The sequence below is a fragment of the Streptomyces sp. NPDC104367 genome (assembly GCF_055583825.1).
Genome location: NZ_JBVJND010000012.1, coordinates 88,195 through 108,380, shown reverse-complemented (window position 1 = coordinate 108,380; position 20,186 = coordinate 88,195). Strand labels below are relative to the sequence as shown.

Genomic DNA, 20,186 nt, shown 5'->3' with positions numbered 1-20,186 from the left:
GATCGCGGCGCGGGCGGGGACCGCGGCGCGGAAGTGGCGCGGAAAGGGGTGCGGTGGCGCGGCGGGCGGTCACGGTACCGGCGCCGCGCGGGGTGTTCGAGAGTTCGACCGCGGGCCGTCCGCAGTCGAACACACCCCGCCGTTCGCGAAGTCGGCGAACATGGACAGCCCTGGACCCCTGCGTCATATTGAGGCGCATGACAGAGCGCGGTGCCGAGTTGTCCGACGGGTGGTCGATCGCTTCTGGCGTGGACGAAGTGCACGAACTCCTCTGCGCTTCCGACGTGTTTATCTCGGAGGCCTACGGAACTCCCGTTCCGCGCCGCAACAGAGAGAGCACCGAGGGTCTGGTGACATCCGGATCCGTGCACGTCATCCGGGAAAACGGCGTGGCCGTGGGCATGTTCACCCTGACGTGGGCGCCCTCGTTCAAGTCCGGTACCGATGTTTTTCCGCACACCGAGAAGCCCATGTACATGCAGCGGCTCGCGGTGCTTCCCGACCGGGTGGCCGGCGGGGAATTGACGGGGCTGATGTGTGTGCGTCGGGCGATGGAAGTCGCGCTCGAACACGGGGCGACCGCCCTTCGCGCCGAGACCAATCCCGATCTCACCAACACGCTCGGACTCATCAAGAAATTCGGATTCCGGTCCTACGGTCCCGTCCTCTCCGAAGGCGGCGTCCGCCGTGTTCGCCTCCAGAACGACCTGGAGGCATCGCCGCGGTGACGGACCGACCTCGTCCGACGGTGCTTCGGGACGCCACGTCCAGACTGCGTGACCTCTGGCGGCTGACCGGACTGCTCCGCGCGGCCGGGGCGCCGGTCTTCGTCGGGCTGGCCGTCGTCGACCTCTGCCTCGCACTGCTGCCCACCGCCACCGGCCTGATGACCGGCGCCCTGGTCTCCCGTCTGGTGTCCCGTCCGGACGACGAGCACGCGCTCACCCTGCTGACGGTCGCCCTCGGCGTGCTGATCTTCGCCTCGCAGGCGTTCGAGTTCCTGCACTCCGCCCTGCGGGTCGTCGCGGCCCAGCGGGTCAACGCCCATCAGCGGCTGCGGCTGGGCGAGCTGGCGACCCGTGCCGACGGCATCGCGCTGCTGGAGGACCCGGCCGTCCAGGACGACCTCGTGCTGGCCGCGATGAAGGGGCTGCCCAGCTGGGTGTTCTACACGGTGGGCACCGGAGCGGCCGGGCAGCTCACGATCACGACCCGGACGGTCGGCGCCTGTGCCGCGGCGGGCGTGCTGGCCTTCTTCTCCTGGCCGCTCGCCCTGTGCATGCTGGCGGTCGCGCTGTTCGTGCGTTCCTCCACCCGGCGGCAGTGGATGCGGCAGCACGCCGTGGTGCGCGGCTGGGCGCCGGGGATGCGCCGCGAGGACTACTACACGCAGGTCGCCGCCGCCCCCTGGGCCGCGAAGGAACTGCGCGTGTTCGGGCTCGCCGACTGGGCGACGCGCCGCTACCGCGAGGTGACCGGCGACCGGGTGCGCGGGACGGCGTCGGTGCGCCGGGCCCTGCTGGTGCGGCTGCGGTGGCACTTCGTGCTGCTCGCCGTCGCCACCACGGCCGGGCTCGCCGACCTCGCCGTGTCGGCGGCGTCCGGCCGGATATCCGCCGGCCAACTCGCCGTCCACCTCGGGGCGTTCTGGGGAGTGCTGGCGGTGAGCCGCTGGGACACGGAGGCCTACGACGTGGAGTTCGCGGGTCTGCCGGCCCTCCACGCGGCCGACCGGCTGACCGAACGCCTCACGGTACGCGACCCCGGGACCGAGACACCGACTCCGGCGGGGACACCGGGGCTCGCGGAGGCGGCGTCCGCGTCGGCCGGCCCACCTCCTCTCGTCCGCTTCGAAGCCGTGGACTTCCGTTACGACGGTGCCGCCCGCCCCACCCTGCGCGGTCTCGACCTGGAGATCCGGCCCGGTGAACTGCTCGCCCTCGTCGGCGTCAACGGCGCCGGCAAGACCACGCTGACCAAGCTGCTGGCCGGGCTGTACGAGCCCACGGCCGGCGCGGTCACCGTCGACGGGGTACCGCTGACGAAGCTCGACCCGGAGGCCTGGCGGCGCCGGATCACCATCGTCTTCCAGGAGTTCAACCGCTACGAGATGCCGCTGCGGGACAACGTCGTCCAGGGCGCCCCCGGCCACCCCGCGCCCGAGCGGCTGCTGGCCGACATCGCGGACCGGGCCGGCATCACCGACCTGGTGGAACGGGCCGCGGCCGGCTGGGACACCCCGCTGGCGCGCGGCTACACCGGCGGCATCGACCTCTCCGGCGGGCAGTGGCAGCGCGTCGCCCTGGCCAGGGCGCTGTACGCGGTCGCGTGCGGGGCCCGGCTGCTCGTCCTCGACGAGCCGACCGCGCATCTCGACGTCCGCGCCGAACTCGACGTCTTCTCCCGGGTGATGCGGCACGCCGACGGCGCGAGCGTGCTGCTGATCTCCCACCGGCTGTCGACCGTCCGCAGGGCGGACCGGATCGCCGTGCTCGACGGCGGCCGGGTGGTCGAGACGGGCACGCACGACGAACTCCTGGCCCTGGACGGCCCGTACGCCGAGATGTTCCGTCTCCAGGCGGCCCGCTTCGTCGAGGACGAGTCCCCCGACCCCCTCGACGATGCCCGGCCCGCCCCCGTCGACCGCGACGAGGTGACCTCCTCATGACCCGTGGCGCAAGCCGTGGACCGGGTGCCACGGCCGGTGGCGGACCGGCCCGCGGACAGGTGCTGCTGCGGCTGTTCGCGCTCTCCTGGCAGCGCCACCGCGGCTGGGTCCTGGCCTTCGGCGTCCTCGCCGTGGCCGACGTCCTCGCCACCGGCGCCTTCGCCCTCACCCTGCGCGCGCTCATCCAGAGCGCCCTGCACGAACGCGTCCAGGACGCGCTGCTCGCCACGGTCGGTGCCGCCGTCAGCTACGCGGTGACCGTCATCGGGGCCTCCGCGCGGCTGAACGTGGTCAACCTGCTCGACGAGGCGGGCGGGGTCGACCTGGACGAGCGGATCCTCGGCCTCGTCGCCGGACTGGACGGCATCGAGCACCTCGAACGCCCGGAGTACGCGGACCGCATCGCCATGGTGCGCGGCAGCGGGGACGTCATCGCCCGCTGCGGATGGGTGCTCCTCGACGGGCTGACCATGCTGGTCAGGCTGGCCGTGGTGCTCGCCATCCTGGCGCTGACGGCTCCGGTGCTGCTCGTCCTCGCGCTGCTTCTGGTCCCGGCGCTGTGGCTGCCGCGCCGGGGGCAGCGCGGGATCCGGAGGGCGGCTGTCGCCGTCGCGCAGGACGTCCGGCAGGCCGAGCACGTGCAGACCCTGCTGACCGAGGCGACGTCGAACATGGAGGTGCGGATCGCCGGGGCGGGACCGCGGCTGCGCGCCCACGGCCGGGAGGTGTGGGACCGGATCATCCGCGTCCAGGCACGGGCCCAGTGGGCGAACGCCGGGCTCGGCATCGCCGGGTGGGCGGTCTTCGTCCTGGGATACGTGGCCGCCCTGCTGCTCATCGTGCACGACGTGGCCTCCGGCCGGACCCAGCCCGCCGACGTCCTGCTGCTGGTCACGCTCACCAACACCCTGCGCGGCCAGGCCGAGGGCGTCGTACGGTCGCTCCAGCGCACCACCGACGGCATGAGCGCGCTGGACGCCTTCCTGTGGCTGGAGAACCACGCGGCGGCCCACCGCACCGGTGCCGGTGCCGACGCTGGTGCCGAGGCCGCGGTCCGGGTGCCGGACCGGCTGACCGACGGCATCACGCTGGCCGGGGTGTCGTTCAAGTACCCGGGCACCGACCGGTGGGTGCTCAGGAACGTGGACCTGCGGCTGCCGGCCGGGACGACCGTCGCCGTCGTCGGGGAGCACGGGGCGGGCAAGACCAGCATCGTCAAGCTGCTGTCCCGGTTCTACGAGCCGACCGAGGGCGCCGTCCTGGTCGACGGCGTGCCGCTGGCGGACATCCCCGCGGCCCGCTGGTGGTCCCGGACGACCGCCAACTTCCAGGACTTCGCCCGGTTCCGGTTCCTGCTGCGGGAGTCGGTCGGCGTGGGGGACCTCGCCGCGGCCGACCGGCCCGAGCGGCTGGCCCGCGCCGTGCGGGACGGGGACGCGACGGAGATCGTCGCCGCGCTGCCGGACGGTCTGGACACCCAGCTCGGCCGGATGTTCGACGGTCAGGAGCTGTCGACCGGCCAGTGGCAGCGGGTCGCGCTGAGCCGCGCCCACATGCGCACCGCGCCGCTGCTGTGCGTCATCGACGAGCCGACCGCGTCCCTGGACCCGCGCAGCGAGTACGCCGTCTACCGCCGGCAGGCCGCGCTCGCGAAGTCCCTCGGCGCCCGCCACGGAACGGTCACCCTCGTGGTCTCGCACCGCTTCTCCACCGTGCGGATGGCGGACCTGATCGTGGTCGTCGCGGACGGCTCGGTCGCCGAACTCGGCGACCACGACGAGCTGATGGCGCTGGGCGGGGTCTACGCGGACCTGTACCGCATGCAGGCGGCGGCCTTCGAGACCGCGGGAACGGCCGACGGACCCGCGCGTTGACGGACCGGCCGTCCGAGCGGCCCGCGGGCCGGCCCACCCGACAGACCGACCGAGCCGCAGCAGGCCAGAGTTAGGAGATTCATGTCGTCCCCTCCCCATGACGTGGTGGTCATCGGCGCCGGAGCCGCGGGGCTCACCGCATCGGTCATGCTCGCCCGCGCCAAGTTGCGCGTGCTCGTGGTCTCGACGGAGAACCGGCGCAACTCCTGCGTCGAGTCGGTGCACAACGTCCCCTTCGCGGAAGGGGTTTCGCCCGTCACCCTGTACGGCACGATGGAGGAGACGGCCCGCCGGTACGGCGTCACCCTCGTGTGGGACGAGGTGCTGGAGGCCGAGGCCGACGAGGCCGGGGTGGCCGTACGCACCCGCGGCGGCGACCGGTACCCGGCCGACCGGCTGCTGCTCGCCACCGGGCCGGTCGACGAACTGCCCGCCTGGCTCCCGGACGGGGTCTGGGGCCGGACCGTCTTCGAGTGCCCCTTCTGCCACACCCACGAGCACGACGGGAAGCCCTTCGCGGCGGTCGGCCGGGGCCTGGAGGCGATCGGCATGGCGCTGATGTCGGTCCAGTACGCCACGGCCATGACCGCCGTCGTCTCCGACCCGGACGCCGCCCGCACGCCCATGGCCGACCGGCTGCGCGAGCGCGGCGGAACCGTCCTCGTAGACGAGGTCACCGCCGCCGACCGGCTGCCGGACGGTTCGCTGACCCTGCACACGAAGGAGGGCGCCCGGGTCGCCGCCGGAGCCCTGCTGATCCCCGGGGTGAAGAAGCACAACCTCCGCTTCGTCCCCCGGCTCGGCCTGGAACTCAACGAGAACGGCGGCATCAGCACGACCGTCCTCGGCCAGACCTCCCACCCCCGCGTGTGGTGCGCGGGCAACGGCTCCGGCAGCGGCCCGTACTTCATGTGGACCGGCGCCGCCGCCAGCGGCATCAACGCGGCCCGCTCCATCTGCGAGGACATCGCGTTCGGGCCGCTGCTCGACTCGTACTGGACCCAGTTGAAGAAGACCCCCGGCGGACAGGGACCCAAGGCATGACGACGAACGTTCTGTTGGTGCGGTACAGCCCCTACTGGGCGGCCCCGATGCTCGACCGCGACGACGTCGCCCTCCACGTCGTGCACGAACGCACCCCGCAGGGCCTGGCCCCCGAGGTCCTCGCGCGCTTCGAGAAGGTCTACTACGTCTCGTCCTTCGACGCGCTGGAGGAACTCAGCGCCGTCGCCGCGGACCTCCTCGGCGAGGGCGTCGCCATCGACAAGGTGATGTCCTCCAACGAGTTCAGCCAGTACGCCGCCGCCCATCTGGCCCACCTGCTCTCCGCCGACCAGCCCGCGGCCTCCGTCGTGCTGGCCACCCGCGACAAGCGGCTGATGAAGCAGCGGGCCCGGGAGGCCGGGGTGGCCACCGCCCGCACCGTCTCCGTGCCGGACCCGGCGGCGCTCGCCGACGGCGGTGACGAGGCCCTCGCCGGGCTGGAGAGCGCCGTCGGCTATCCGGCCGTGGTCAAGCCCGCCAACGGCTGGGGCACCGTCTCCACCACCGTCGTCCGGGACCGCGGGGAACTGGCCGCCGCCCTCAAGGACTTCCGGTACGCGCCCGAACTCCGGTCCCAGCAGCTGCTGGTGGAGGAGTTCATCGACGGCGAGGAGTTCCACGTCGACGCCGTCTGGCGGGACGGCGAACCCTGGATCTTCTGTGTCAGCCGCTATGTCACACCGCCGCTGCGGCTGCGCGAGGGGGCCGGGCCGGGGCTCTCGGTGCTGCTCCCCGAGGACGACCACGCCGACCTGTACGCCGGGGTGCGGGAGCTGCACCGGCGGCTCAACCGGCAGCTCGGCCTGACCCGGGGACCGACGCACCTGGAGTTCTTCCGCGAACACGGCACGGGCCGGCTGGTGTTCTCCGAGATCGCCAGCCGCCTCGGCGGGCTCACCGTGTCCCAGCTCGTCGGGGCCGCCGTCGGCGTGGACGAACGGGAGATCGCCGCGCACGAGCTGCTCGACGGCGACCTCTGCGAACTCCCGCTGCGCAAGAGCCCGTTCCGGTACACCGGCATGCTGAACATCACCCCGCCCCGGTCCGGCCGGGTGACCCGGATACCCACCCGGGACGAACTCCTCGCCCACGAGCACGTGCTGGACGTCTCCATCGGGCCCGCCGTCGGCAGCGAGGTCACCCTGGGGCAGTCCTCCGCCAACGTGTGCGTCATGGTCGTCTACGGGGCGGACAGCGAGGAGGCGCTGCTGCGGACCGGCGAGGAGCTGGCACGCACCCATCCGGTCGAGGTCGGGTAGCCGGGCGGTGGGGGTGCGGGCCGAATCCGGCCCGCACCCCCACCGCCTCATCCCGTGGAGAACGGCAGGCGCCCGGCCGCGTCCGCGAGCCCCGCTCCCAGCAGTCCCGCGAAGACGTGGTCGACCAGCGGGCTCCACTCCTCGCGCAGCGTGCCGTGCGTCGGCAGCACCCGGTGCGCCGCGCGCACCGCCGGGTCGTCGTGCCGGGCCACGGCCACCACGCGGCGTCCGATCTCCGTGCCGCGCTCCACCAGCCCGACCGCGCGCGCGTGGCTGCGGCCCGGCGGGGCCAGGACGACCAGCGGGCCGTCGGCGGGGAGCGCGAAGCGCTCCACGTGCCACCACTCCTCCAGGTCCTGGGCGAAGGCCGGCCGCCCGGACGCCTCCACCACCTTCGCCGCCGCGTACTTGGCGGTGCCCGCCTGGGGACCGGTGCCCGTCACCACCAGCGGGGCCGCGGACCGGGCCACCTCCTCCGCCAGCTCACGGCAGGGCTTCTCCAGCGCCTCCGCGGTGGCCGCGACCGAGTCGGCCGCGGCACGCAGTTCGTCCAGCAGCGGCCCCGCGGGCCGCCGCCCGGCGCCCAGGCGCACGGCCAGGACGAGCAGCGCCGTCAGACAGGCCTGGTAGGTGAGGATGCCGGGGGCGGCCTGCCGGGGGCCGGTCGGGGCGGTCAGGGCGAGGTCCGCCGCCCGGGTCACCGGGCTGTCCGGCACCACGGTCACCGCCACGGTCCGCGAACCCCGGCGCGCGGCCCCCTCCAGCGCCCGCACCACCGCCGGGCTCGCCCCCGACGCGGAGACCCCGACGACCAGGGTGTCCCGCCCGTCGGCGTGCGGCCCGACCGCGCCGTAGTCCAGGAGCCGCTGGGCGTTCAGCGGTTCGCAGGGCAGGCCGGCGAGGCTCTCGAAGGCCAGCTCCGCCGCCCGTGCCGCGTGGTAGGAGTCGCCGTTGCCGGTGAGGACCACCCGGCTCAGGCCGGGGCCCGCGGCCGGCGGCCCGTCGGCGGTGGTCCGGGCCAGGTGGTCCACCGCCGCCGCCAACTCCGGTGCCAGGCAACGGACCTGGCGCCGCATCTCGTCGGTCGTGTAGACCCGGCGGGCGCTCACGCGGCGTCCTCCAGCGAGCGCAGGACGTCCATGTAGGCGGCGACCTTCTCCACCTGGATGCGGCCCTGCCAGCCGTTGAGGCAGGTGCTCACGAACGCGCCGTCGGCGTGGGCCAGCAGCCGGGCCGCGTTCTCGTGGTCGGTGTGGCCCGCCAGGAAGACCGGCACGCCGGGGACCGTGCGCCGGACCGCCGCCACCGTCTCCAGCGTCCGCCGCTCGTCCTTGCCGCCCAGACACACCGCGTCCGCGCCGACGAACGCGGCCTGCCGGGCTATCGACTCGGTGGGGACGCCGCCGCCCAGCCACCGGAAGTGCATGGAGTCCACGTCGGCGATCACCTGGACGCCGAAGGCGTCGATCCGGCGCCGGTACTCCATCACGTCCAGCGGGTCCGCCTCGACCACGCCGTGGGTGCTGACGGTGGCGCCCACGATCGCGGTCGCCCGCACGAAGTCGCCCCCGCAGACCCTGGCCACCGCCAGCGACGCCTTGGTGGCGTGCCGCATCAGCTGCACCCCGATCCGGAAGCCGTCGCCGGTGGCCTCCCGGGCGGCCCGGGTGATCAGGCTCATCGCCGCCGTCCGGGCCGGGTCGGACTCGTCGCGCGTGGAGTAGACACGGTCGACGGTCTGCAGCAGGGCGCCGTGCGCGCCCCCCTCGTACAGCGCCCGCACGGACGCCAGGGCGTCGTCCAGGATGCGCTCGAAGGACCCCGCCTCGTAGAAGGGGGTGCCGGGCAGCGGATCCAGGTGGACGACCCCCAGACACACCTTGCCCGGCCGGGCCCTGTCCGGCCGGTCCGCCCGGCCGTCCTCTTCGTCCCGCGGGCGGTTTTCGGCCGCCCGATCGCTTTCGATCTGACTCAACGGATCACCTCGTATACTGCACGTTATGCGTCTTTATCTTTCTTCTTTTCGCATCGGAAATCGGCCCGACGAGTTGCGGCGCCTGCTCGACGGGCGCACGCGAACAGCCCTTGTGATGAATGCCTACGACTTCCAGGACGCGGACACCCGGGCCGCCTCCACGGAGCGTGAGATCACGGAACTGAAATCCGTGGGCCTGAATCCGGAGGAACTCGACCTCCGGGACCATTTCCAAGGCGGACCTTCCCTGCGTGAAGCTCTGGAGAACGTCGATCTGGTCTATGTGCGGGGCGGCAACACCTTCGTCCTGCGCCGCGCCCTGCGGCACAGCGGCGCGGACGGCCTGCTCCGGGAGTTCCTGGCCGCCGACCGCCTGGTGCTCGGCGGGTACAGCGCCGCCGCGGCCGTCGCCGGCACCACCCTGCGCGGCATCGCCGGGCACGTGGACGACCCCGACCACCTGCCCCCGGGCTACCCCGCGGGCCCCCCGCTCTGGGACGGGCTGGGCCTGCTGCCGTTCGCGGTCGCGCCGCACTACCGCTCCGACCACCCCGAGACCGAGGAGATCGAGCTCACCGTCCAGCACTACATCGACCATCACGAGCCCTTCGTGGCGCTGCGCGACGGCGAGGTCATCGTGGCCGACGGCGACGGCGTGCGGGTCGTCGGCTGACCGCCGCTACGGCGTGACCGAGAAGCGGTAGAGCGTGCTCTCGGTGCGCCGTTCGCCCGGGTCCAGGCGGACCGACGGGAAGTCGGGCCGGTTGGGCGCGTCCGGGAAACAGCCCGGTTCCAGGGCCAGCCCGGCCCGCGGCGTGAGCATCTTGTCGCCGGAGTACACCCCCATCCCCGGCCCCTCGGTCCGCACCTCCAGCGACCGGCCGCTGCCGGGGTCGTGCAGCTGGGCGGCCCACAGCCAGGGGTCGTCCAGCACGAAGAAGTCGTCCAGCTCCGCGTCCCCGACCGGCCGGGCGCCCTGGTAGTCCAGCCGGGTCCCGCGGATGTCGGCGGGCGGCCCGCCGCGCGGCATCCGCTCGTCGTCGAAGAACACCCCGCTGCTGGAGTTGACGGCCAGCAGGTGTCCGTCGATCGTGCCGTGCCCGGCCAGGTTCCAGAAGGCGTGGTTGGTCAGGCCGAAGACCGTCGGCGCCGTCGTCGTCCCGCCGAACTCGACGGTCAGCCCCGCCTCGCGGTCGACGCGGTACACCGTCTCCGCCGTGACCGCGCCCGGGTAGCCCTGGTCGCCGTCGGGGCTCTCCAGGCGCAGCCGCAGCACCAGGCCGTCGCCGTCCCGGTCCGCCTCGGCCGCCCACACCCGGCGGTCGAAGCCCTCGTGGCCGCCGTGCACATGGTGCGGCCCCTCGTTCCGGGAGAGCTGGTGCCCGACGCCGTCCAGGACCAGCCGGCCGTCCCGGACACAGCGGCAGTAGCGGCCCACCGTGGACCCGACGTACGCGTTGCGCCCGCGGTCCTCGTAGTCGGCGAGCCCGGGCAGCCGTACGACGACGTTGTCCCGGCGGCCGTCCCGGCCGGGGGTGCGGACCTCGACCAGGGTGGCCCCGTAGGTCCACACGGTGACGGCCAGATCGCCGCCGTTGTCGAGGGTGTACGACTCCACCGGCAGGCCGGTTCCCTGCGGGGTGTTCGTGCGTCCGACGAGCTGTCTCTGGATTTTCACGGTTCCCTCCACGGAAAATGCTGCGCACACGATCTTCGGAAAAACCCTCGGAAAAACCTTCAATAAAACCTTCGACAAAACCTTCGGGAGTGGTCGGCGCATGCGGTTGTACGGAGACGCGGTCCGGTTCGGAGTTCATTCGGGGCAGCAGTACACGTCCTTTTCTGAAATGGTCGGACTGTGGCAGCGGGTGGAGGAACTGGGCTACGACTGGATTTCCTGCTTCGATCATTTCCGCCCGCCCATCGGCGGACCCGCCGGCCCCTGTTTCGAGGGCACCACCCTGTTGTCCGCGCTGGCCGCGCACACCAGCCGTATCCGGTGCGCCCTGCTCGTCTCGGCGGTCACCTGGCGGCATCCGGCGGTGGCCGCCGCCGCGGCGGCCACCATCGACCATGTCTCGGGCGGACGGCTGGAGTTCGGGATCGGCGCCGCCGGTGACGATCTCGGCTACGAGCAGTACGGCATTCCCTTTCCGCCCGCCGGGCAGCGGCTGGACATGCTGGACGAGGCGTGCCGGGTGCTGCGCGGGCTGTGGGACGAGGAGCGGACGGACTTCGACGGCAGGCACTACCGGCTCTCCGCCGCGCACCTGGAGCCCAAGCCGGTGCAGCGGCGGCTGCCTCTCGTGATCGGCGGCGAGGGCGAGCGGCGGATGCTGCGGATCGTCGCCGAGCACGCCGACATCTGGAACACGCTCGTGGCCGAGCCGGAGGTCTACCGGCGCCGGCTCGACGCGCTGGCCGGGCACGCCGCGGATCTCGGCCGCGACCCGGGCACGATCCGGCAGTCGATGACCTTCCGTGCCGTCCTCGGCGAGGACCGGCGCGAGATCGAGGAGCGCAGGGCGGCCGTGGCGCGGATCCTGCCGCCCGACTCGCCGCTGTGGTCGGAGTACCTGGTGTTCGGCACGCCCGAGGAGTGCGTGGAGCGCCTGAAGCCCTATCGTGAGCTGGGCGTGCGGGACTTCCTGCTGGGATCCCGCCCGCCGCTGGACTGGCGGACGGTGGAGCTGTTCGCGACGGAGGTGATCCCGGCACTGCGCCCCGCCGGCTAGGAGACCAGGGGGCCGGGCGCAGGCGCGGCGCCGTCCGTCCCGTCCCCCTCCTCCACCTGTCCCCCCGGCGCCGGCCGCCACCCCTTGCTCCGCAGGTCCGCCACCCGCTTGCGCAGGAACGACGCGGCCGTGTACCGGTCGTTGAGCCGGGTGTCGCCGGCCGGGTGCATGAACATCGGCATGGAGAAGCGGGACTGTCCGCCGGCCGCGCCCTCCGGGAAGCGCACCCGGTGCTCGGTGGCCCGGTAGCGGCCGGCGGTCAGCTGTTCCAGCATCTCCCCGGCGTTGATCACGAAGGCGCCCGGATCGCAGGGCACGTCGTGCCACGCGCCCGCGCTGTCGCGCACCTGAAGCCCCGGCAGCCGGGGTGCGGGCAGCACGGTGATCAGGTTCAGGTCGGTGTGGGCCAGCCCCCGCATGGAGCCGGCGGTCTCCTCGCCGGTCGCCGGCAGGTAGCGCTGGATGCGCAGGGTCGTGGCGGACGGGCCGTCCAGCAGCCGCGGCAGCGGCCGGGGGAACCGGTGTGCCACGTCCTTCGGCACCGCGTCGCCGAGCCAGCCCAGCAGCGCGGCCGCGAGGTCCTTCGCCGCGTCGAAGTACCGCAGCGCGGAATCCGGCACCTCCGCCGGATAACTGCCGCCCCGGATGATCTGAAAGAACTCCTTGCGGTCGAGCCCGGGGGATTCGTTCCCCCCGCTCGCCGGGGGCGGGAAGAATCCGTCCTGGCCGCCCGAGTTTCGATATTTCCACTTCGCTTCGGTGGCGAAGAATCCCGCCCATTCCCGGTGGATCTCTTCGGTCAGTCCTGCCCCGGCCAGCGGGTGATTGACGATGATGCCGAAACCGGTCTCCCGCATGGATCTGGCGAACTCGGTCGGCGCGTGCGGGCTGGTGTGGTCGACAATCCCTATCTGCATGGCCCCTGACGCTCCCTCGTGGGTCCGGCCTGCGGATCTCGGTGGACGACCGTAGGCCACGGGCCGCGTCCGAGTCCACGCGTTTGAGTCCGCGTCCGGCGATTTCGCATGTTCGGGCGAACGCCTGGCCAACGTTGTCATCCCGGAAATCGGTCCTTACGCTTTCCGGGCGATCAAGTCAGAGACACGTACGTTTTCCGGGCTGCGGAGGCTTTCTTGTGTTTCGTTCGAACTCGCTCAACGGCAGAGAATTCTCCGATTACGCGTGCCGCGTGTGCGGCGGGAAACCGGAGTGACGGTGCGGGGCACCTTCGCCGAACGGGACTCCGACCCCCATGTCCCCCTGCGCGCGGCCCTGCTGGACGGCGGCCGGCGGCTGCCGGCCCCGCGCGAGCCGCTGACCGAGGTCTCCGACGGCGAGCTGGCCGCCCGGACCCTGCGCGGGCTGGACGCTGACGGTCTCTTCCTCGGCGCCCTCGGCGGCCTCCCCGGGGACGACGACTTCATCGTCCTGGGCGAGCGCCTGGGGGAGCCGATACCGGAGACGGACCCGGCGGTGCGGGCCCATGTCTTCCGGGAGGTGCTGCTCAACCTGGTCAGCGTCCACCCCGAGACTGACGACGTGGCGCTCCAGCCCTTCGCGACCGGATCGCTGACCCTGCACTCGGAGGGCAGCGGCCGGCCCGTGACGGGTCAGCCCCGGTACATCGTGCTGATGTGCTGCGACCCGGGGAGACCCGCCGTCACCGCCGAGGGCCGGGAACTCCTCCCGGCGCAGACCGTGCTGGTGCCGATGGCCGGCGTCCACGAGGCGCTGACCCCGGCGCAGCGGGACATCCTGCGCGCCACCCGCTACCGCACCGGCCAGGGCGTCCCCCCGGTGCTGCGCGAGGTCGACGGCAGACCCGTCTTCTCCTTCCGCGACTTCGGGTCCGCGGCGCTGCACTGGGTCAGCGAGGCCCCCGGGGCCACCGAGGCCGACGTCGACGACGCGTTCCGCGCGCTGCTCGCCGCCATGTACGCGCCGGCGTCCGCCGCGGCCGTGCACTGGACGCGCGGCACGCTCGCCGCCATCGACAACACCCGCTTCTTCCACGGCCGCACCTCCGGCGCGGCGCATCTGCCCGGCTCCCGCCGCCATCTCAAGCGGCTGCGGATCAGGCCGTCACAGCACACGGGGGCACGATGAGCACAGGATCTGGGCTGTTCTCCGGCACGGGCGGCTTCAGGAGCGGCAGGCCCCTCGCGGTGCCCGAGGAGGTCGTCCGCAGGGCGGGCGCCGCCGCCCCGGCCGCCGGGGTGCTCATGGACCCCGCACCGGACGAACGGCTGATCGACATCTTCCGGCGGGCCGTCGATCCGACGGACCCCATGGAACTGCGCGACCTGTATCTGGGCCGGGTGGAGAGCGAACTCGGCCCGCACAGCACCCGGCCCCAACTCGCCGCCCGCTGGCGGGAGTCAGCGGTGCGCCGGACGTTCAGCGGCGAGGAGGTGTTGTCCTCGCGGGCCACGGTCCGCTTCGTGAAGGAGATGTTCAACTTCTACTTCCGCGACGACCTCTACGGCGACCTGCGCCCCAGCGCCGACGTGATCCTCTCCGGCGGAGCCGTGGACGAGGAGGCCTGGGGGCTGCCCGGCGCCCTCAAGGCATGCGTCGGCCACGCGCTGGACCGCGACTGGTACGGCTACTCCGACTCCCGCGGCCGGGACGCCTCCCGGGAGGCGGTCGCCGGGTACGAGTCGGCCCGGATGGGCTTTTCCGCCTACGACGCCGAGAACGTCGCCCTGACGATGGGCGCCACCTTCGCCATCAGCAGCCTCGCCGACTTCCTGCTGCTGGGCGCCACCCCCACCGCGCCCGCCCTGTGCGCCGTGCCCAACTACCCGCCGCTGGTGGAGTCCGTGGCCCGGCGCTGTGACGTACGGCTGGTGCCCCTGCCCGCCGAGGACGGCACGACGTCGCTGCGCCCGCTGATCGAGCAACTGCGCCCGGACACGCCCCTGGTGCTGCTCCAGACCGCGGCGAACCCGACCGGCGCCCTGGTCACCGAGGAGGAACTGGGCGAACTGATCCAGGCGGCCTCGCCGAACACGGCCATCGTGCTGGACGAGTGCCACGAGTGGCTCGGCCGCCCGGTCACCCCGTCCAAGCTGCGCGCGGCACCGCACGTCATCCGGGTGAACAGCCTCTCGAAGAACTGGTCGGCCCCCGGCCTCAAGGTGGGCTGGATCATCGCCGACCGCGTCTTCGTGGACGCGTACTACGAGTACGCGTCCACCACCTTCGGCGGACCGCCCTCGTTCTTCTACACCCTGGTGGAGGTGCTGGCGCGGATGGAGCGCTGGCTCGTCACCGGCGTCGAGGAGCCGGGCCCGCGCGAGTGCGCGGAGTTCGAGCCGGGGTACGGGCTGGAGCCGCGCGCCCTGGCCGCCGCCTACCGGACCTACCGCGCCGACCGGCTGGCCCGGCAGGAGTCCCTGCTGGCGCTGCGCGAGGCCACCGCGGGCGGCCTGGACCTGCCCGGCGTCTCGGTGATGCCGGCGGCGTACTCCATCAACCTGGCCCTCGACTTCGACGGCTACACCGACTCCTACCTCTGCTTCCGGGACCTGCTGCGGGAGACGGGCGTGTCCGTCTTCCCCGGCCTGCTGACCTTCGGTCTGTCCGGCGGCACGGTGCGGATCACCAGCGCCCGCCGCTGGGAGGAGCTGTCGGTGGCCCTGGACCGGCTGGCGGACCGGCAGCGGGCCGTCCGGGGCACCCCGCGTTCGACCGTGCCGTATCCGCAGTCGAACAGAGTGCGCACCTGACCGGAGCGCGCGGGGCGGGCGGGGTGCACGGACCGGCGCCGCACCGCGCGCCCGCGGCCCCCAGCCACCCCGGCAGAGCCCGGGACCCGAGAGAGGAAGAGAGAACGCGCGCATGAACGACGTGACGCGGACGGTCGAGGAACTGGTCGTCCGACAGCTCAAGGCGGGAGCCGCGGACGACAGCGCGGACCCGGACACCCCGCTCAGGGAGCGCGGCGTGGACTCGCTGTCCATCGCCGCCCTGATCGTGGACATCGAGCGGACCTTCGGCGTCCGCTTCCCCTCCGGCCTCATCACCCAGGACACGTTCGTGTCCGTGCGCACGGTCGCCGACGCCGTCGGCGGCCTCACCGGCGGCTCCCCGGGCGACGCCCCCGGACCCGCCGGCGACGCCCGCCACGGGGAGGCCGTATGACCGCGACCGACCGGGACCACGCGGCCGTCCACACCTACCTGGGCACACCCTCGTCCCGCTACGCCGGACCGCACCCCGGCGTGCCGGCGGCGATCGCGGCCCGCGCCCGCGACATGCCCGACGCGCCGTATCTGACCGCCGTCGCCGCCGACGGCACCGAGACCGTCCTGACCTTCGGGCTGCTGGACGTGTGGAGCGGGCGGATCGCCCGCTGGCTGCGCCGGGAACTCGCCGTGCGCGAGGGCGACGTGGTGGGGCTGCTGCCGCTCAACGAGCCGGTCTCCATCGCCACGCTCTTCGGCGTCCTGCGCTCCGGCGCCGCCTGTCTGCTGCTCGGCCCGGGCGACCCGGCGCAGCGGGTGCTCCAGCAGAGCGACGCCCGTTCGGCGGTGGCGGTGCTGTGCCCGCCGGCGGTGCTGGACGAGCGGGAGCCGCTGCCCGGCGGGGTGACGGTGCCGGACCCGGCGCTGCTGCCCGACGGTCCGGACGGCCTGCCCGAGGTGGCGGCGGACGCCGATGCGCTGCTCTTCGGCACCTCCGGGTCCACGGCGGCGTCCAAGACGGTCGCCCAGACCCACCGCAACGCCGTCGCCAACGCCGAGGCGTTCGTCCGCCACCACCGGGTCCGCCGGGGCGAGCGGATCCTGGGCTTCCTGCCGATCCACCACGCCAACGGCGTGCACACCACCCTGATATCGCCCCTGTTCTCCGGCTCGCACACGGTCATGGCCCGCGCGTTCGGCCCGTTCCAGTACCCGGGGCTCATCGACCGGTACCGCCCGCGGTTCGCCAGCGCGGTGCCCAGCGTCCTGGACTCCCTGCTGCAGACCTGGCGCGAGCCGCGGCTGCCCGCCGGCTTCGCCTACTTCCTGACCGCCGCCGCGCCGCTGTCCGCCCGCACCTGCGCCGAGGTGCGGCGCGCCTTCGGGGTCCGGGTGGTGCAGGGGTACGGGCTGACGGAGACGACCAACTTCTCCAGCACGGTGCCGGTCGACCTCTCCGAGCACGAGTACCGGCGGCTCATGCTCGACACGGACATCCCCTCCATCGGCACCGCCGTGCACGGCAACGAGGTCGCGGTGTTCACGGACTCCGGGGAGCGCGCCCGGCCCGGCGAGACCGGCGAGATCCGGATGCGCGGGCACAACGTGATGTCCCGGTACGCGGGCAACCCCGAGGCCACCGAGGAGGCCTTCCGGGGCGGCTGGTTCCACTCCGGCGACCTCGGCTACGAGGTGGAGTCCGCGGAGACCGCGGGCCCGCTCGTGGTCATCACCGGACGGACCAAGAACATGGCCAAGGTGCGGGGCGAGGCGGTCTCCCTGGAGGAGATGGAGCGCGTCCTGCTGCGGCTGGACGGGGTGCGGGACGCCGCCTGCGTCGCCGTCGCCGACGTCACGGACGGGGAGGCCGTCACCGCGGTCGTGGTCTCGCCCGACCACGGCCGCGGCGAGGTCTTCCGGCATCTGAAGGGGGCCTTCTCCGCGAACGCGCTGCCCCGGCGGATCGTCTTCGCCGACCGGATCCCCCGGACCGCCACCGGGAAGATCATCCGGCGGGAGCTGGCCGCGACGGTGGACCTGGGGGAGGAGCCCGGCGCGGGGCCTGCCGTGGGGCCCGGCGGGGACTTTGGCGCCGTCCGCGCGGACGCCGGTGCGGAGGGACGCCTGTGAACTCGGGTGCGCGGCTCCGTCTGTACAACTCGCTCAGCCGCCGGCCGGAGGTGTTCGAGCCGTCCGGCCCGCCGGGCGAACCGGTGCGCGTGTACAGCTGCGGGCCCATCGCGTTCAGCCCGCCCCACCTGGGCATCCTGCGCGGCTACGTGTGTGTGGACATGCTGCGGCGGGCGCTGCGCTGGAAGGGCCTGCCGGTCCGCCACGTCATGATGATCACCGACATCGTCCAGGCCGAGGTGGCCCGGGGCGCCGACCCCGACCTGAACACCAAGGAGTTCCTCGGCGACCTGGCCGACCTGAACGTCCTGCCCGCCGCGCACTACACCCGGGCCTCGGACCACCTGGACGCGATGATCGGCATGGCGGCCGGGCTGGAGCGCGACGGCTTCGGCTACGACCTCGACTCGGGCCTGTACTTCGACACCTCCCGTTCCCCGGGCTACGGGGAACTCGCCGGGATGGACCTGGACGGCCAGCGCGACGGCGTCCGGGTGGAGAGCATCCCGGGCCGCCGCAACAAGAACGACTTCGCCCTGTGGCGGCGCGTCGGTCCGGCGGCGAGCCCGGCGACGACCTGGGACTCCCCGTGGGGCCGCGGGCTGCCGGGCGGCCATCTGCCGTGCAGCGCGGCGAGCATGAGCCTGCTGGGCCCGCACCTCGACTTCCACACCGGGGGCCGCCACCACCGCTCGATGCACCACGTCAACGAGATCGCGCAGTGCGAGGCCCACCTCGGCGACGGCCGCCCCTGGGTGCGGCACTGGATGCACCACGGCGCGCTGACCGCGGACAACCAGCCGCTGGCCCGGGAACGGGCGCCCCGCCTGGGCGAGTTGTCGGACGAGGGCCTGCACCCGCTGGCCTTCCGGCTGTTCCTGCTGCGCGGCCACTACCACCGCGACCTCAACTACACCCACGAGGACGTGGTCGCCGCCCAGGGCACCCTGCGCCGCCTGCTGGCCCGCCGCCGGCCCGCCGGCACCCCCTTCCCGCACGTGGAGACCTATGCCGGCGCCCGGCGCCTGCTGCCCCCCGACGACCCGGCCGCCCACCGCTTCCTGGACGCCCTCGACGGGGCCGTCTGCGCCGACCTGAACACCGCGCAGGCCCTGGCCGAAGTCCAGCAGGCCGTGCGCGACGCGGAGATCACCGACCGCGGCCTGCACGTCGTCCTCGCCGCCGCCGACGCCCTGCTCGGCCTGGGCCTGACCACCCTCGACCCCTCGGAGCTCGTCCGCGGTCCCCGCCCCGCCGAACTGCCCCGTGAGCGACGGCTCCTGGTGGACCGGCTGGTCGCCGACCGCGCCGCCGCCCGCGCCCGCCGCGACTGGGCGCGCGCCGACGACCTGCGCGCCGAGCTGGCCCGGATGGGCGTCGAGGTCACCGACTCCGGCGACCGCTCGACCTGGTCGCTGCGCCAGGACGCCCCCGTCCCGGCGGACACGGAAGGAGAACCCCGGACATGACCGCACCGGAGACGCCCCGGAACCCGCCCGGCCCGGACCCGTCCCCGCCCGGGGGCAGGCCGCGGCTGTTGATGGTGGCCAGCACCGGGCGCCCCTTCCGGGAGTACACCCTGGCCGCCATGGGCGAGGTCGTGGACCTGATCCTCGTCGACGACCGGGAGCTGTCCTGGCAGCGGCCGTACGTCAGCCGCTTCCACCGTGCCGACCCGCGCGACGCGGCCGCCGTGGCCCGCATCGCCCGCGAGGAGGCGCCCGACGGCCTGCTCACCTACGACGACGCCCTGGTGGAGCCGGTCGCGGAGCTGGCCGCCGCGCTGGGCCTGCCGCACGCCGCCCCCGAGGCCGTACGGCGCTGCAAGGACAAGGCGGCGCTGCGGGCCTGTCTCGACGCGGCCGGGCTCGGGCCGGTGCGGTTCGCCGTCGCCCGGGACGAGCGGGAGGCGCTCGACGCGGCCGAGGACATCGGCTACCCGGTGGTGCTCAAGCCGCGCGACCTCGGCGGGAGCATCGGCGTCGTCCGGGCCGACGACAAGGACCGGCTGCTCGCCGGGTACGCGATGACGGCCGGCACCAGGGCCCGGTACAGCGAGATCGACGGACCGGGCGGAGTCCTGGTCGAGGAGTACCTGGACGGGCCCGAGTACAGCGTGGACGCCCTGACCTGGCGGGGCGTCACCCGGCCGCTGTTCGTGGCGGAGAAGGTCCTGGGACCGGCGCCGTACTTCGAGGAGGTCGGGCACGTCGTGCCGACCGCCCCGCACCCGGACCTGCCCGAGGCGCTGCGGCTGGTGGCCGCGGCGCACCGGGCGGCGGGCCTGGACGACCTGGCCACCCACACCGAGTTCCGGCTGACCGCCCGCGGCCCGCGGATCATCGAGATCAACGTCCGGCTCGGCGGCGATCTCATCCCGCACCTGGGCACGCTCGCGACCGGCGTCGACCTGTCGGCGGCGACCGCCGACGTCGCCGTGGGCCGGGAACCGCGGCTTGCCGCGGACCGCTCCCGGACGGCGGCCGTCCACATGATCTACCCGCCGCACGACATGACGTTCCGGCGGCTGCGGCTGGAGCGCGACCCCGGCCGGTTCCCCGGCCTGGAGCGGTTCGAGGCCATCGTGCCGGAGGGGCGGCAGGTCCGGCTGCCCCCGAACGGCTTCCGCTCCCGGGTCGGTTACGCGGTCGTCACCGGCGCGGACCGGACGGAGTGCCTGGCCCGCCTGGCCGCGGTCGAGGCCGCCGTGGTGGTGGAGGGCGAGGCCCTGTGACCGGGGGCGGCACCCCGCCGCAGACGAGACGGCCGCGGACCTCTCCGCGTGCCGCAAGCCAATCAGCAGAAATGGGGA

Annotated in this window: 17 protein-coding genes; 13 read left to right on the top strand and 4 right to left on the bottom strand. The window is 73.6% G+C overall.

The window, feature by feature from the left end; genetic code table 11:
* Positions 1-197: 197 nt before the first annotated feature.
* The 5 genes from ACZ619_RS19725 to ACZ619_RS19705 all read left to right on the top strand — a co-directional run bounded on the left by ACZ619_RS19725 (position 198) and on the right by ACZ619_RS19705 (position 6,845).
* Entirely contained in the window at positions 198-728 is a 531-nt protein-coding gene (locus ACZ619_RS19725) for an N-acetyltransferase (RefSeq protein ID WP_469600279.1), read from the top strand.
* The gene (locus ACZ619_RS19720) at positions 725-2,668 is read left to right on the top strand and encodes an ABC transporter ATP-binding protein (protein ID WP_469600277.1); all 1,944 of its coding nucleotides are present in this window, start codon (positions 725-727) and stop codon (positions 2,666-2,668) included. The genes ACZ619_RS19725 and ACZ619_RS19720 overlap by 4 nt, the downstream gene beginning before the upstream one ends.
* The gene (locus ACZ619_RS19715; RefSeq protein WP_469600275.1) at positions 2,665-4,542 is read left to right on the top strand and encodes an ABC transporter ATP-binding protein; all 1,878 of its coding nucleotides are present in this window, start codon (positions 2,665-2,667) and stop codon (positions 4,540-4,542) included. Before ACZ619_RS19720 ends, ACZ619_RS19715 begins: the two co-directional genes overlap by 4 nt.
* 81 nt (positions 4,543-4,623) lie before the next feature.
* Positions 4,624-5,586, top strand: coding sequence for an NAD(P)/FAD-dependent oxidoreductase (locus tag ACZ619_RS19710; RefSeq protein WP_469600273.1), 963 nt, complete (start codon positions 4,624-4,626; stop codon positions 5,584-5,586).
* Positions 5,583-6,845, top strand: a complete 1,263-nt coding sequence (locus ACZ619_RS19705) for an ATP-grasp domain-containing protein (protein WP_469600271.1) — start codon at positions 5,583-5,585, stop codon at positions 6,843-6,845. The genes ACZ619_RS19710 and ACZ619_RS19705 overlap by 4 nt, the downstream gene beginning before the upstream one ends.
* 47 nt (positions 6,846-6,892) lie before the next feature.
* On the opposite strand, the gene ACZ619_RS19700 is transcribed toward ACZ619_RS19705, so the two are convergent.
* Positions 6,893-7,954, bottom strand: coding sequence for an SIS domain-containing protein (locus ACZ619_RS19700; RefSeq protein ID WP_469600269.1), 1,062 nt, complete (start codon positions 7,952-7,954; stop codon positions 6,893-6,895).
* Complete coding sequence (locus ACZ619_RS19695; RefSeq protein WP_469600267.1) at positions 7,951-8,820, bottom strand: BtpA/SgcQ family protein; 870 nt, start codon at positions 8,818-8,820, stop codon at positions 7,951-7,953. Before ACZ619_RS19695 ends, ACZ619_RS19700 begins: the two co-directional genes overlap by 4 nt.
* A gap of 115 nt (positions 8,821-8,935) precedes the next feature.
* Between ACZ619_RS19695 and ACZ619_RS19690 the strand changes: the two genes are divergently transcribed.
* Complete coding sequence (locus tag ACZ619_RS19690; RefSeq protein WP_469600265.1) at positions 8,936-9,493, top strand: Type 1 glutamine amidotransferase-like domain-containing protein; 558 nt, start codon at positions 8,936-8,938, stop codon at positions 9,491-9,493.
* Positions 9,494-9,499: 6 nt separating this feature from the next.
* Here the strand turns inward: ACZ619_RS19690 and ACZ619_RS19685 are convergent, their stop codons facing one another.
* Positions 9,500-10,498 carry an aldose epimerase family protein gene (locus ACZ619_RS19685; RefSeq protein WP_469600263.1) on the bottom strand — a complete coding sequence of 333 codons (999 nt, stop codon included), beginning with the start codon at positions 10,496-10,498 and terminating at the stop codon, positions 9,500-9,502.
* 100 nt (positions 10,499-10,598) lie between these two features.
* Here ACZ619_RS19685 and ACZ619_RS19680 point away from each other — a divergent pair, with 100 nt between their 5' ends.
* The gene (locus ACZ619_RS19680; protein ID WP_469600617.1) at positions 10,599-11,555 is read left to right on the top strand and encodes an LLM class flavin-dependent oxidoreductase; all 957 of its coding nucleotides are present in this window, start codon (positions 10,599-10,601) and stop codon (positions 11,553-11,555) included.
* Here the strand turns inward: ACZ619_RS19680 and ACZ619_RS19675 are convergent.
* On the bottom strand, positions 11,552-12,472 hold the full coding sequence (locus ACZ619_RS19675; protein ID WP_469600261.1) for a 2OG-Fe(II) oxygenase family protein: 921 nt from the start codon (positions 12,470-12,472) through the stop codon (positions 11,552-11,554). The genes ACZ619_RS19680 and ACZ619_RS19675 overlap by 4 nt on opposite strands.
* Positions 12,473-12,764: 292 nt before the next feature.
* Between ACZ619_RS19675 and ACZ619_RS19670 the strand changes: the two genes are divergently transcribed.
* The 6 genes from ACZ619_RS19670 to ACZ619_RS19645 all read left to right on the top strand — a co-directional run bounded on the left by ACZ619_RS19670 (position 12,765) and on the right by ACZ619_RS19645 (position 20,108).
* On the top strand, positions 12,765-13,661 hold the full coding sequence (locus tag ACZ619_RS19670) for a TauD/TfdA family dioxygenase (RefSeq protein WP_469600259.1): 897 nt from the start codon (positions 12,765-12,767) through the stop codon (positions 13,659-13,661).
* Positions 13,658-15,286 carry a pyridoxal phosphate-dependent aminotransferase gene (locus ACZ619_RS19665; RefSeq protein ID WP_469600257.1) on the top strand — a complete coding sequence of 543 codons (1,629 nt, stop codon included), beginning with the start codon at positions 13,658-13,660 and terminating at the stop codon, positions 15,284-15,286. The genes ACZ619_RS19670 and ACZ619_RS19665 overlap by 4 nt, the downstream gene beginning before the upstream one ends.
* A 112-nt stretch (positions 15,287-15,398) precedes the next feature.
* Positions 15,399-15,701 (top strand): acyl carrier protein, encoded by a 303-nt coding sequence (locus ACZ619_RS19660; protein WP_469600255.1) that lies wholly within the window; start codon positions 15,399-15,401, stop codon positions 15,699-15,701.
* Entirely contained in the window at positions 15,698-17,374 is a 1,677-nt protein-coding gene (locus ACZ619_RS19655) for a class I adenylate-forming enzyme family protein (RefSeq protein ID WP_469600253.1), read from the top strand. Before ACZ619_RS19660 ends, ACZ619_RS19655 begins: the two co-directional genes overlap by 4 nt.
* Positions 17,371-18,843 carry a CysS/YqeB C-terminal domain-containing protein gene (locus tag ACZ619_RS19650; protein ID WP_469600252.1) on the top strand — a complete coding sequence of 491 codons (1,473 nt, stop codon included), beginning with the start codon at positions 17,371-17,373 and terminating at the stop codon, positions 18,841-18,843. The genes ACZ619_RS19655 and ACZ619_RS19650 overlap by 4 nt, the downstream gene beginning before the upstream one ends.
* Positions 18,840-20,108 (top strand): ATP-grasp domain-containing protein, encoded by a 1,269-nt coding sequence (locus tag ACZ619_RS19645; RefSeq protein WP_469600250.1) that lies wholly within the window; start codon positions 18,840-18,842, stop codon positions 20,106-20,108. Before ACZ619_RS19650 ends, ACZ619_RS19645 begins: the two co-directional genes overlap by 4 nt.
* The last annotated feature ends 78 nt before the right edge of the window (positions 20,109-20,186 follow it).